Origin of the sequence: Echinicola vietnamensis DSM 17526, from assembly GCF_000325705.1 — a bacterium.
GTDB lineage: Bacteria > Bacteroidota > Bacteroidia > Cytophagales > Cyclobacteriaceae > Echinicola > Echinicola vietnamensis.
In genome coordinates, this window is the sequence record NC_019904.1 from 4,029,927 (window position 1) to 4,042,560 (window position 12,634).

General features: G+C 42.0%; 11 protein-coding genes. 9 read left to right on the forward strand and 2 right to left on the reverse strand.

Translation table 11 applies throughout. The annotated features are described in order from the left end of the window. Positions 1–114 precede the first annotated feature (114 nt). From ECHVI_RS16570 to ECHVI_RS16580, 3 genes are all read left to right on the forward strand, one after another. Entirely contained in the window at positions 115–2,475 is a 2,361-nt protein-coding gene (locus ECHVI_RS16570; protein ID WP_015267171.1) for a TonB-dependent receptor, read from the forward strand. A gap of 182 nt (positions 2,476–2,657) precedes the next feature. After that, positions 2,658–2,981, forward strand: a complete 324-nt coding sequence (locus ECHVI_RS16575) for a DUF6686 family protein (RefSeq protein WP_015267172.1) — start codon at positions 2,658–2,660, stop codon at positions 2,979–2,981. 24 nt (positions 2,982–3,005) lie between these two features. Then, the gene (locus ECHVI_RS16580; RefSeq protein ID WP_015267173.1) at positions 3,006–3,719 is read left to right on the forward strand and encodes a DUF4198 domain-containing protein; all 714 of its coding nucleotides are present in this window, start codon (positions 3,006–3,008) and stop codon (positions 3,717–3,719) included. Between the two features lie 111 nt (positions 3,720–3,830). Here ECHVI_RS16580 and ECHVI_RS16585 read toward each other — a convergent pair whose 3' ends face one another. Beyond that, a complete protein-coding gene (locus ECHVI_RS16585; RefSeq protein ID WP_015267174.1) occupies positions 3,831–4,961 on the reverse strand; it encodes an ATP-binding protein in 1,131 nt (376 codons plus the stop codon). A gap of 477 nt (positions 4,962–5,438) precedes the next feature. Between ECHVI_RS16585 and ECHVI_RS16590 the strand changes: the two genes are divergently transcribed. The 5 genes from ECHVI_RS16590 (at position 5,439) to ECHVI_RS16610 (ending at position 10,690) form a co-directional block, all read left to right on the forward strand. Next, positions 5,439–7,502, forward strand: coding sequence for a sulfatase-like hydrolase/transferase (locus ECHVI_RS16590; protein ID WP_015267175.1), 2,064 nt, complete (start codon positions 5,439–5,441; stop codon positions 7,500–7,502). Between the two features lie 147 nt (positions 7,503–7,649). Further along, a complete protein-coding gene (locus ECHVI_RS16595) occupies positions 7,650–8,960 on the forward strand; it encodes an O-acetylhomoserine aminocarboxypropyltransferase/cysteine synthase family protein (RefSeq protein WP_015267176.1) in 1,311 nt (436 codons plus the stop codon). A 281-nt stretch (positions 8,961–9,241) separates the two neighbouring features. Beyond that, positions 9,242–9,604, forward strand: a complete 363-nt coding sequence (locus ECHVI_RS16600) for a hypothetical protein (protein ID WP_015267177.1) — start codon at positions 9,242–9,244, stop codon at positions 9,602–9,604. 268 nt (positions 9,605–9,872) lie between these two features. After that, complete coding sequence (locus ECHVI_RS16605; protein ID WP_015267178.1) at positions 9,873–10,385, forward strand: hypothetical protein; 513 nt, start codon at positions 9,873–9,875, stop codon at positions 10,383–10,385. Continuing rightward, positions 10,382–10,690: a hypothetical protein gene (locus ECHVI_RS16610; protein ID WP_052331442.1), complete on the forward strand. Its 309-nt coding sequence runs from the start codon at positions 10,382–10,384 to the stop codon at positions 10,688–10,690. Before ECHVI_RS16605 ends, ECHVI_RS16610 begins: the two co-directional genes overlap by 4 nt. Positions 10,691–10,774: 84 nt before the next feature. Here the strand turns inward: ECHVI_RS16610 and ECHVI_RS16615 are convergent, their stop codons facing one another. Next, positions 10,775–11,302 carry an RNA polymerase sigma factor gene (locus ECHVI_RS16615; RefSeq protein WP_015267180.1) on the reverse strand — a complete coding sequence of 176 codons (528 nt, stop codon included), beginning with the start codon at positions 11,300–11,302 and terminating at the stop codon, positions 10,775–10,777. Positions 11,303–11,539: 237 nt separating this feature from the next. Between ECHVI_RS16615 and ECHVI_RS16620 the strand changes: the two genes are divergently transcribed. After that, entirely contained in the window at positions 11,540–12,631 is a 1,092-nt protein-coding gene (locus tag ECHVI_RS16620) for an acyltransferase family protein (RefSeq protein WP_015267181.1), read from the forward strand. Positions 12,632–12,634: the final 3 nt, after the last annotated feature.

Sequence of the window (12,634 nt, forward strand, 5' to 3'; positions counted from 1 at the left end):
ATTAAAAATTGAAACTAATAGATAAAATAAATTTAAAATCATTCTAAATAATTTAGATGTTATGGATTTGAGGCTTACTTTTGTTCTTAATTAAAATTAATCTAAATAAGGTAAATGAAAGGATTTGTACTATTACTTGTGATGGTCGGGTTTTGTCAGTTGGCAATGGCCCAAGCTTCAGGGACAATAACCGGTGAAGTCAAAAATGAATCAGGGGATATGTTATCTTTTGCCTCGATTATTCTAAAAGGAACAAATTATGGTGTTGCTTCTGATGCGAATGGAGCATTTGAATTTATGGCACCAGCGGGTAATTATACCTTGATTATTTCAGAAATCGGATTTCAGAGCATCAATAAGCGTATAACAGTGCGAAGTGGCCAAACCATTGATATGGGTACGGTGGTGCTAAAAGAAAAAGAATCCGAACTAGGAGAAGTTACCGTAGTGGGTGAAAGAAACGAATATACAGTGGACGAGCCTTCCGGTAGCCTTCGCTTGAATGAAAAGTTAATAGAGGTGCCCCAAAACATCCAGGTGGTCACTGCTCAAGCATTGGAGGATCAGCAGATCATTGATATGAGTGATGGGGTATTGCGAAATGTGAGTGGGGCGACCCGATTGGAGCATTGGGGGAATCTATATGCACGTGTGAATATGCGTGGATCTCGGGCAGGAGCCTTCAGAAACGGAATGAATGTGACCTCAAACTGGGGCCCGCTTAACGAAGATATGAGTTTTGTGGAAACCATCGAGTTTGTCAAAGGCCCCGCTGGCTTTATGATGTCCAATGGGGAGCCAAGTGGTATTTATAATGTGGTGACCAAAAAGCCAACAGGCGTCACGCGTGGGGAAGTAAATTTAACCATGGGGAACTATGATCTTTACAGGGGAACATTGGACCTGGATGGTAAATTAAGCAAGGATGGAAAACTCCTATATCGATTAAATGTCATGGGGCAAACCCAAAATTCTTTCCAGGATTATACGTTTACAGATCGATACAGCGTGGCACCAGTGGTGAGCTATCAGCTAGACGATAAGACCAAACTGACGTTGGAATATGTGTATCAGCATGTGAATATGTCTAATGTCGGCTCGGCATATGTCTTCTCTACGGAAGGATATGGTATTTATGACCAAAGCTTTACCATAGCTGAGCCGGGATTGGATCCCACAAAAATTGACGATCATAGCGTGATGGCCAATCTACAGCATGACATCAGTGACAACTGGAAAGTCACTGCCCAGCTGGCCTATTTTAACTACCAACAGGAGGGAAGCTCTATGTGGTTAAACAACGTAGATGCTGATGGTAATTTATTGCGATACGTGTCCATCTGGGATGCTTTGAACCAAAATGCTTTCGGACAGGTATTTGTTAATGGGGAAGTGAAAACTGGTGGTGTCAATCATAGGGTTTTGGCAGGATTGGACATTGGTACCAAAGAATATATTGCTGACTGGAGTCAATCTCATCAATTGGATTCTATAAACGGTGGTTTTTTTAACATGAACAATCCAGTTTATGGAAGGCCCGTGAACGGTTTGCCGCAGTTTGACCGTAGCCAAAGTCTTAGACAAAGAGCCAATACCAGTTCCATCACACAGTCCTATAGTGGGTTTTACCTGCAAGATGAGCTTGGCTTCTTTGAAAATGCCTTAAGATTAACCTTGGCCGGAAGGTATACCTATGTCAATCAAAATTCCTATGGCGCTGTAGATGAAGACAGCAGGATTACCCCAAGAGTGGGGCTGAGTTATTCCATTAATGACCAAACATCCGTTTACGCTCTTTATGACCAGGCTTTTGTGCCGCAGACAGGGGTGCTGAAGAGTGGAGAACCTGTAAAACCGATTACGGGAAATAACATGGAATTCGGTGCTAAGCGGGAGTTTTTTAACGGAAAATGGAGTACGGGGCTTTCACTTTACAGGATTTTCAAGAACAACCAGATGGTGAGCGATCCTGAAAATCCAACTGCCCAGTATTCATTGCTGACGCAAACCACCACCCAAGGGGTAGAGTTTGATGCTAGGGGCGAGATTATTCCAGGTTTGATCGTTACCGCAAACTATGCTTATACTGATTCCGAAATTACCGATGATGAGCGTACCGGAGAGTTTTCTCAGGTGGGAAGTCCTGTGCCAGGATTTGCAAAACACGTAGCGAATGGTTGGTTGACTTACTCCATTCAAAGTGGCGTGTTGGAAGGATTGGGTGTATCTGCCGGGTTTACTTACCAAGCCGATAGAACCACATGGAACTGGCCAGGAGATAACCAATTGGCCTTACCAAATTACTTCAAATTGGACGGTGGACTTTCGTGGGAAAACGATAACCTGACTATTCGGGCCAATGTATTTAACCTTTTAAATGAGTATCTCTATTCTGGTTCTGCATATGCCACTTATTACTATTATCAGGCAGAAGCACCTAGAAATGCTCGTCTTAGTGTAGGCTTTAGATTCTAGCCATTGGTCCTATCCTTTCTCTTGGTAAAGTTTGGAAAGGACAAGGCAATGCCATGGATTTAGAAATATAGAAAAACATTAAGTCCTGTATGGGGATGCTCAGCGCAATCGGGTAACATGCAAGTAACTTGTGAGCTTTCCTATGACAGGCACCAATTGGGTTTTATCAAACTGAAGATGACATGAATTACTGTAATCCGGAAGTCATATTGATGAAGGACAATTTTATTCTGACCAGGTGTGAGCACTGTGGCAGAATAGGATTGATGTATGATCAGTGCATGTTGAGTTTTAACAGGGTGGATTTTGGTGGATTTTGCCGGTATATAGATCAATTGTCCTTTGATGGTGACCACAGTCCATTTTATGATGGCGTGGACAGGATAGTGATCGAAACTTATCATATGGATATTCAGTTTACACTACTGGAGGAAGAATTTTATCGACTGAAAAGCCACCTTTATGACGCTCAAATGCAACTTCAGATTGATGATTTATTGAAATAATCGTATTTAACAGACAATCAAAAGATGAAAACAAAATTCAGTGTATTATTTGCTTTGGCCCTATTTGCTAACCTTGGTTGGGCAATGGCGCATGCCTTGTGGATTGAAACAGCGACAAAAGGGAAGAAAGGCCAAGAACAAGAAGTGAAAATTTATTATGGAGAATATGGTGAGGGCGTGATCGAAAAGGTGGATGACTGGTATTCCGATGTGAAGGACTTCGAGCTATGGGTAATTGACCCGGCAGGAAACAAGACCTTGTTGGAGACTGAAGGAGATGAAGAGTATTTCACAGCCTATTTTACCCCCGAAATGGATGGTGTTTACCGTTTGCAGATTGGCCATTCAGCAAAAGACTTGGGAGGAGAATATATTTATCAGTTTAATACCGCCTCACAGGTATGGGTAGGAAATGCCAAAGAAACTACTGTGGAAGGACCTAAAACCGATCTGGCTTTGGTGTTGACTTCCCCTGATAAGGGAGGCCTGAAAAACCCGCTGCACTTTAAAGTTCTTTTCAAGGGAGAAGCGAAAGAAGGGGTGACCGTAGCCGTAGATGGTCCTACAGGTTGGTCAAAGGAGTATGTAACTGATGTCAATGGCGAAATCGTCGTGGATACTCCTTGGAAGGGACAGTACATCGTGGAAGCAGTAGATACCGAAGAAACTTCCGGAGAGCATTATGGTTCACCCTACGAATTTATCTGGCGATGTGCCACCCAAAGCATTAAAAAATAGGTTTGTAATTTTTTGATCTGACTGACTAATAGCCACCCCGTTAGCTTACCATAAGGGTAAGCTGGCGGGGACTTTTCTTGTACTTATCACCCGGTGCTGTTTGTTGGGGCGTTATTGTGAGAGTTGGGAGAGTACCCTGGCCAAAGCCCTTCTGTTAAAGGGTTTTCTTAAAACGGCATCAAACCCCATTCGCAGAATCTCATCTTTACTGTTCTCAGAGGCGGTCATGCACACAAATGCTCCCGGATGCTTTTCTTTTTCTTTTAGGTATTTTAGCAAATCTGCTCCGTCTGTTTCTCCCAGCACCAGATCGATGAAAATCAAATCCGGATGAACCTCTTGAAGGTGGTTGAGGGCACTGTTGAAAGAAGAGGATATTTTGACAGCTATCGCTTCTTTTTCGAGCATACCAGCGGTGATTTTTTGGATGAGGGGATCGTCATCCACTAGCAGGGCACTTTTCCCTCCAAATTGGTGGGTAAGTTGTTTCTTTTGATGAACGGGCGTTTCGTCGGTAGGCGCCAGCACTAAGTCAAAATAAAAAATGGCACCTTTACCGGCAGGGCGTGGCTTTGACAATTTTAGCTCACTTCCCATATTGTGTAGAATCATATTGGAGATGGTCAATCCAAGGCCCGTACCGTTATGATTGTTGTTTTCAGAAGATTGCCCGTAAGCTTCGAAAATACTGTCCTCTTCACCTTCTGGAATCCCAGCACCTGTATCTTCCACAGTAAATCTATAGGTGGGGTTTTCCTGATCATTCTGAGAGGGGAGTTGTTGACACTCCAGCCGAATATACCCTGTATGGGTGAATTTTAAGGCGTTATTGATCAAGTTTGAGAGTACTTGTTTTAATCTTAATATATCCACCAAAACATGTCCGGATTCCACGTTTATGGAAACGTCCAAGTCCAGTGACTTTTGGTTGGCTAATGGTGCGAAAAGTACTTTTAGTTCATGAAGTATGGTCGGTAAACTGGCTGCTTTGAGTTTTATGTCAAAGGCAGCACTTTTAAGTTTGGAGTAATCCAGCACATCATTAATTAAATTCATCAAAATCCTTTCAGTATGGATCAGGTGGTCCACCAGTGATTTTTGATCCGCTGAAAGGGCTGTGTCTTGAAGTTGCTCCGTTAGACCAATGATGCCGTGAAGAGGTGTCCTTATCTCATGACTGACCAGAGAAAGAAGTTTCAGTTTGTCGGTATTTTTTTTCGAATTAAAGTCTTCTTTATTCATTCAAATCTTACGGTTTATAGGTTAATCCGGAAAAAACCCTTTGAATGCTTTTAATCGGGTTAATGATGATTATCCATTTGGTGAAATGAATAATTTATGTTTAACGATTTGTGATTCTGTTGATTATCCATATCCAAGTTGTAATAAAAAAGTTGATTTACCACGCGATTAATTCATTTTTATAGTGTTTAAAGTCAAGCTATAGCCAGACAATAAGGCATACTTTCTAAGGTACCTGCGAGCATTCGATTACTTAAATATGTGGTGAGTGATTTTGCAATTTGGTATATTTAAAAAAAAACCTAAAAAGGATAGGCATAAAATGATGTACTTTGGATGAATTAAAAAAAACATGTTATCATGACGTTAATTATTTTCGATTTAAATGATAAGAGGTTGAAAAATTTTTATCTTCGAATCCTAACGAAATAATCATGTCCTGATTATTAAGACGTGTTTTAATAAAATTACTATTCCATGTACGCTAAAGCCAAACCAAAAGCCCTTTTGCTATTTTCCCTGTTCATCTCCCTATGGAGCAGTCCAGCCAAAGCCCAATCAGCAAAATCCCCAAACATTATTTTTGTTTTGGTGGATGATCTGGGGTACGGCGATATTGGGGTGTTTTTCCAAAATGAGCGCAAGTCCAGAAATGACAGAAGTGAGCCTTGGATCATGACGCCACAGCTGGATAAGATGGCGCACGGAGGGGCTATGCTGACGGATCATTATACTGCAGCGCCTGTTTGTGCACCTTCTAGGGCTTCCATTTTGATGGGGGTAAACCAAGGGCATGCACACGTTCGCGATAATCAATTCGACAAAGAAATTGGTGACAATTACACCATGGGGGCTGTATTGAAAGCAGCCGGCTATAAAACCATAGCAGTAGGTAAATGGGGACTACAAGGGGAGGAGGAAGGTCCTGACTGGCCGACTCATCCGCTGAAGGTCGGATTTGACGAGTATTTTGGTTATATCCGTCATCGAGATGGCCATGAGCATTATCCTGTGGAAGGTATTTACAGAGGAAGCACCGAGGTATATCATGATTATGAAACCGTTGAGGGATTAGATAAGTGTTACACGGGGGATCTGTTTACGGCCAAGGCAAAGGATTATATCATCAAGCATCGAGATAAATCCCCTAACCAACCATTTTTTATGTATTTGGCATATGATACTCCGCATGCGGTTTTAGAGCTTCCCACACAAGAATATCCAGCCGGAGGAGGACTAAACGGTGGCATCCAATGGTTGGGAAAAGCAGGCGAAATGATCAATACTGCTTCCGGAGAAGTTGATTCATACGTTTATCCCGAATTTAGGCACGCTTCATATGATCATGATCGTAACAGTGCTACGCCGGAGGTCCCATGGCCAGATACTTATAAACGATATGCATCCGTAAACCGGAGAATCGATGATCAGGTGGGGGATTTAATGAAATTGCTGGAAGATTTGGATATCGATGATAATACCCTAGTGGTATTTACTTCCGATAACGGCCCCTCTAGAGAATCCTATCTTCCGAAGGAATTCGCGCCGTATACACCAGAATTTTTTAACAATTTTGCCCATTTTGACGGCATAAAAAGGGACGTTTACGAAGGGGGGCTTAGGACCGCGACCATTGTTCACTGGCCGGCACGTATCAAAGGAGGCACGGTGATTTCTTCACCAAGTATTTCTTATGATTGGATGGCAACCTTTGCAGATGCAGCAGGTGCTTTTGTCCCTGTCAGAACGGACGGGGTGTCATTATTACCTTCTCTGACCGGTACGGGAAACCAGGAGCCCAGCAGCATTTATGTGGAATATGCCCAAGGAGGAAGTATTCCGAATTATGCTGAATTTCTGGAAGCCCATCAAGGCAGAAAGAGAGGGCAGATGCAAATGATCCGACAAGGGGATATGGTCGGAGTGCGTTACGATATCCAAGGACAGGATGATGATTTTGAAATTTATGATGTGACGAAAGATCCACAGCAGGGAGTTGACCTTTCAGACCAGCGTCCAGCCTTACAGGCAGGTTTCAAGACAGCTGCATTGCGCCATCGCATTAGCGATCCTGCAGCCCCTAGACCTTACGATGAGAGTTTGGTTCCCTCCATAGAAGTGGGGAATCCTCAAGAAGGCCTGACCGTAAAAACCTATGCAATCAACAGCTCTTGGATTCCAAAACTACATGAGCAGCCTCTTACTCAGAAAGCGGTGAAAAGTCCATCATTCAGGGAAGTACCCAATAGGGGCAATTTGGTGGTTTGGCAAGGGTATGTAGATGTTCCTACAGCGGGTAAATACACCTTTTCAGCCGATAGAGGAACGAGTCACTTTTTCATGAGGATTCATGATATAGGGGTGTTGGATGGGAATTTTGATCTAAATAGCATTCCGAAAGGCACTGTTTACCTAGCAAAGGGCATGCATCCGGTCAAGATTTATTGTATGAGGCAAAGTGAAGATGCCTCACTTAAGCTTTTTTGGGCCTATGGCGAAGATGAAAAAAATGAAATTCCGGCGAAGGCATGGTACCGGTGAGGATGGAAAATAGGACATGAAATCTTAGGATAATTAGGCGGTAATAGTGATAGAAATACGAGTGTTATTGTTATTTTTGATTAGTTATAACTGGATAAAGAAGGGCTTTGTCCAGCAATAAAATTCTAAAGTAACCTATTTCATAAAATGTCAGATCATAACTTTAAATTTGAGACCTTGCAGCTCCATGCAGGGCACGAACCCGATAGCAATACCAATTCCCGCGCTGTTCCGATTTATCAAACCAGTTCGTATGTGTTTAATTCCGCCGAACATGGAGCCAACCTCTTTGGCTTAAAGGAATTTGGCAACATATACACGAGGATCATGAATCCTACGAATGATGTTTTCGAAAAAAGAATGGCAGCTCTGGAGGGAGGAGTGGCTGCATTGGCGGTTAGCTCTGGACAGGCAGCACAATTTATTGCGTTGAGCAATATCCTTGAAAATGGAGATAATTTTGTCACTTCTCCTTTCTTGTACGGTGGTACTTATAACCAATTTAAGGTTTCATTCAAGCGGTTGGGGATTTCGGCACGGTTTGCTTCAAGTGAAAAGGCTGAGGACATGGAGAAACTGATCGATGATCGGACCAAGGCCTTGTATGTGGAGACCATAGGGAATCCGGGGTTTAATGTTCCGGATTTTGAAGCCTTGTCCGCGCTTTCAAAAAAACATGACATCCCATTGGTGGTGGATAATACTTTTGGCGCCGGAGGGTATCTTTTTAGACCCTTAGCACATGGTGCCCACATTGTGGTGGCCTCTGCCACCAAGTGGATCGGTGGTCATGGGACTTCTATCGGTGGTATAATTGTAGATGGAGGTAATTATAACTGGGGCAATGGTAAATTCCCACAGTTTTCGGAGCCCTCTGAAGGATATCACGGATTGAATTTCTGGGAAGTATTTGGCGAAGGAAATCCTTTAGGATTGCCGAATATAGCATTCTCCATCCGAGCGAGGGTGGAAGGGCTACGTGATTTTGGTCCAGCCATCAGTCCCTTCAATAGTTTCTTACTGCTCCAAGGCCTCGAAACGCTGTCATTACGTGCCGAGCGGACTGTAGAAAATGCATTGACCCTAGCCAAGTGGCTAGAAAATCACCCTCAAGTAGCCACCGTTAGTTATCCTGGTCTGGAAAGTCATGGGCACCATACATTGGCAAAAAAATACCTGAAAAAAGGGTTTGGAGGTGTATTGACATTCGAAGTAAAAGGAGGTAAGGAGGCAGGTGAAAAGCTGGTGGACAGTTTGCAACTCATCAGCCACTTAGCAAATGTCGGTGATGCCAAGACCTTGATCATCCAACCTTCTGCCACGACGCACCAACAGTTGTCTGAAAAAGAGCAGGCAGCAGCCGGTGTCACACCCGGTATGTTGAGGATCTCTTTAGGGATCGAACATATTGATGATATTTGTGCAGATCTGGAACAGGCCTTTCAAAAGATCGGCTAAATGATTTTGATTGGAGCTGTCTCATATGATAAGTCTTAGCTACAGTCGCGAACGGCTGTGGGAAGGATGCATGGAATGGCTAGCCTTAAGTGATTAGGAGAAGGTTATTCCAAGGTCCGACTTGACGAATATGAGACAGCTTTTTTGTGTTTCGTTGTAAAAAGGACACAAATAATAAACGATTTATTCGGCCTTACCGTTTGAGTATATAGTTATTGTCCTAAAAAGGACAAGGACATTTTAGCGATCAGTAATTGATTGATTTTATTCGATAAATCACCATGGGCAAACAAAAAGTAATCGGAGCTTTAGGAGTATTCGCTGTACTGCTGATTACTTGTTTGGTTTTATGGAACAATTATTTTTTGAATAGTAGTGATCACGGTTTTCCTAAAAAAGAAACCGTAACGATCACCGCTTGGAATAGTTATTCGCCTAAAGCTGTTAATTTACCAAAGCTCAATTATCACATAACAGTATCCAATGTAGACCATGGTCAAGAGACAGATTATGTTGCAGATAGTCTGGTATATGGCCTGAAGGAGCTAGAAAGACAGGTATTGGAAAGAGCTTACCTGTGTTCTTTGACGGCCATTCCCTTTGGCATAAAAGAAATGATATTTCCTAGTCATTTTTTCTGGTAAAGTTTCCCTTTTACGACCTATAGCGCGGCTCTATTTTTAAGGAGAGGCGTGGAAATAAATTTCTTATCCGTAATCATATCTAAATATATCCAATAGGTCATCCTTGATCATTTGAAATTGCAGTAAAGTCAGGTGCAGCCATCAGCTTTTAGGTGAAGGCTCCAATCATGATGGGGACAGGTGCATCCAACCCATTGCCTGGTGCAGCATTTTTCATTTGCTTGATGGTGTCTATTGGGGCAGTGTGGCTACCTATTATCCTATAAACATGTTAGATACCGTATCATTGGTATTTGTAGTGGTCATGATCATTGCATTTGCCATACCATTTGTAATACACCATAAAAAAAATACAAGAAGGCAAGCGCAGGCCAAAGCGCGAATGTCAGCATATGCTCGAATGCACAATTTATCTTTTCATTTCATGGAAATTTGGAGAAACCAGTACTTCCTGGGAATGGATGAGGAGAAATGTAAACTAGTTTACATAGAGGATATCGCTAAAGGAGATCCGTTCATCATTGATTTACATCATGTGAATGGGGTGCATGTGGATGAAAAATCAAGAAGGATAAAATCACAAGGGGATTCCAGAGGGCATAAAATAATTGATCAAATCGATTTGATTTTGGAAAGTGAAATTCCCGGGCAGCGGCAAAAAATAGAAATTTATGACGGAGAAAAATTTTCTTGTTTGATAAACGAACTCGTATTGGCCAACACATGGGAACAACGTATCCGACAAACCATTATCCAAAAATCCTTAAAAGTCCAAGAATGATGAAGACGTTAATTTATGTTGAGAAAGAACAATTGCCGGGGATAAAATTAGCCCATTTTGAGGTGTTGAATACCCAAGAGGACGTCAAGCACCGAGATAAACAACTTATGAATGCCCTTACACTGGGCAATTTAGACCACTTAAAAGTGAAGCTTCACCTTTGCGATGCTGATATGAACCATCTATTGGTGGAAACTACAGTTTGGGCGGTGACGGATACACGAGTATGTTTGAAGGGGAACATAAATATTCCCAAGAAAGCTATTTTACAGGTAGAAATTAATGAGTTACTCATACAAAATTAAGCCCTTTATGCAATTTGGCGCGAGGGCCACGAGTTAGGGCTCACAATAAAAGCACTGGTATGAAAATGCATTACCAGTGCTTTTTTAGTTCATTTCTTGTCGGATCATTGCTTTAGCTTTGATCAGTTGATTTTTTACGGTATTGACAGAAATGGCCAGTTCCTCTGCGATCTGCTGATAGGATTTTTTCTCGAAAATATTCATGTGAAGGACCTGCTTTCGTTTAGGCGAGAGCTGACTTATAAGGCCTTCTAGTTGTTCGAGTTGAAGCTCTTGCTGTTCTTTTTCTTCTTTGCTGGCCACCTGTACATTTACCCAAAATTGTTCTTTGAGTTTATGGTCTTTTTTTACTGCTTTGAAATAATCAAAGATTTCATTTTTCACGGCCGTAAAAATGTACGAGCTAAAATTCATGTCAGGGTTGATTTTATCTTGCCTGCAAATGATCTTGGTAAAGACTTCTTGGAAGATATTTTCCGCTTCTACTTCATCTTTTAAAATAGATATGGCAAAACGGAGTACAGGGGTTCTATAATATCGATAGATATAATCCGTGGCTTCTTGATCACCTTGTATAAAGCTTAATAGGATGTGTTTGTCGGGTTGGTTCATGACGAAATCTGTTTATCTCAACAGATTAAATTTCACGCTTTATATGGTAATGTTTTTCGTAAAACGCGTATTAAAAACCTCAATTTGCGACGGAGTGAGAAGTGTTACCGGTTGATTTTTAGATGGTTAATTTATTGTTAAGGATTGATGTGATGGATAATGATTGCTTTATGTAGACAATAGCCTAATGCTTAAAAATGAAGTATTAAAGGTGTTTATTCATCAAAACGTTAAATAATGGCCAACAAAAACAAAAGATTAATCTCTTTGGATGTCTTACGGGGAATGACCATCGCGGCAATGATTTTAGTGAATTTTCCCGGTAGCTGGGAACATGTTTTTCCGCCGTTACATCATGCACAGTGGAATGGCATTACTCCGACAGATTTCATCTTTCCGTTCTTTTTGTTCATCGTCGGTGTTTCTATTGTCATGGCCTATGCTGGAAAAATGGAGATGGACAAGACCATTGTGTATAAAAAATTATTTTTCCGAGGAGCAAAGATCTTTGCCTTAGGCGTACTTTTAGGCATGATCCCTGAATTTGACTTTTCAGCTATCAGGGTAGCCGGTGTACTTCAGCGGATCGCATTGGTATTTGTGGCGTGCACGCTAATGTTTTTAAATCTCGACTGGAAGCAGCAGGCATACCTTGGATTGCTGCTTTTAGTCGGATATTGGCTGATGATGACGCTTATTCCCACACCTGGTTTTGATCGGCCTATGCTCGAACCGGGTAAAAATCTAGCGGCATGGGTTGATCAATACCTCCTTCCGGGCAAGATGTGGCAGGACACTTGGGATCCAGAAGGGGTTTTCAGCACCCTTCCTGCCATAGCCACTGGGATTTTGGGCATGTTGGCCGGGCAATTGCTAAAGAGCCAACTGAAGGAAGTAGAAAAAGCTAATAATTTGATGGTAATAGGCCTTGTTCTAACCCTTTGGGGGTTGTTTTGGGCATGGTTTTTCCCAATTAATAAAAACCTTTGGACAAGCTCCTTTGTATTGGTTACCGGTGGTACGGCATTTAGTTTTTTGGGAGCATTTTATTACTGGATCGATGTTAAGGGGAATAGCCAAGGGACTACCCCTTGGGTCATTTTCGGTTCCAATGCGATTACTGTTTATGTTTTGGCCGATATACTCTCCTTGTTTTTCTATCAATTGCCCCTTGACGGGCAAAGCATCAGTGCACATTTCATGCAAGCGGCAAAGAGCTTGGGCATGATGCCAGAAATTGCCAGTATGGTGTTTGCCCTTTGCTTTGTCCTGATCAATTTTATTCCAGCCTGGCTGCTTTATCGGAAAAAGGTGTTTATCAAGTTGTGATGA

Excerpts from the sequence above, each read along its gene's own strand:
- ECHVI_RS16620 (WP_015267181.1), top strand. The coding sequence starts at position 11,540 with ATGGCCAACAAAAACAAAAGATTAATCTCTTTGGATGTCTTACGGGGA.
- ECHVI_RS16615 (WP_015267180.1), bottom strand. The coding sequence starts at position 11,302 with ATGAACCAACCCGACAAACACATCCTATTAAGCTTTATACAAGGTGAT.
- ECHVI_RS16590 (WP_015267175.1), top strand. The coding sequence starts at position 5,439 with ATGTACGCTAAAGCCAAACCAAAAGCCCTTTTGCTATTTTCCCTGTTC.
- ECHVI_RS16610 (WP_052331442.1), top strand. The coding sequence starts at position 10,382 with ATGATGAAGACGTTAATTTATGTTGAGAAAGAACAATTGCCGGGGATA.
- ECHVI_RS16605 (WP_015267178.1), top strand. The coding sequence starts at position 9,873 with ATGTTAGATACCGTATCATTGGTATTTGTAGTGGTCATGATCATTGCA.
- ECHVI_RS16570 (WP_015267171.1), top strand. The coding sequence starts at position 115 with ATGAAAGGATTTGTACTATTACTTGTGATGGTCGGGTTTTGTCAGTTG.
- ECHVI_RS16595 (WP_015267176.1), top strand. The coding sequence starts at position 7,650 with ATGTCAGATCATAACTTTAAATTTGAGACCTTGCAGCTCCATGCAGGG.
- ECHVI_RS16575 (WP_015267172.1), top strand. The coding sequence starts at position 2,658 with ATGAATTACTGTAATCCGGAAGTCATATTGATGAAGGACAATTTTATT.
- ECHVI_RS16585 (WP_015267174.1), bottom strand. The coding sequence starts at position 4,961 with ATGAATAAAGAAGACTTTAATTCGAAAAAAAATACCGACAAACTGAAA.
- ECHVI_RS16580 (WP_015267173.1), top strand. The coding sequence starts at position 3,006 with ATGAAAACAAAATTCAGTGTATTATTTGCTTTGGCCCTATTTGCTAAC.
- ECHVI_RS16600 (WP_015267177.1), top strand. The coding sequence starts at position 9,242 with ATGGGCAAACAAAAAGTAATCGGAGCTTTAGGAGTATTCGCTGTACTG.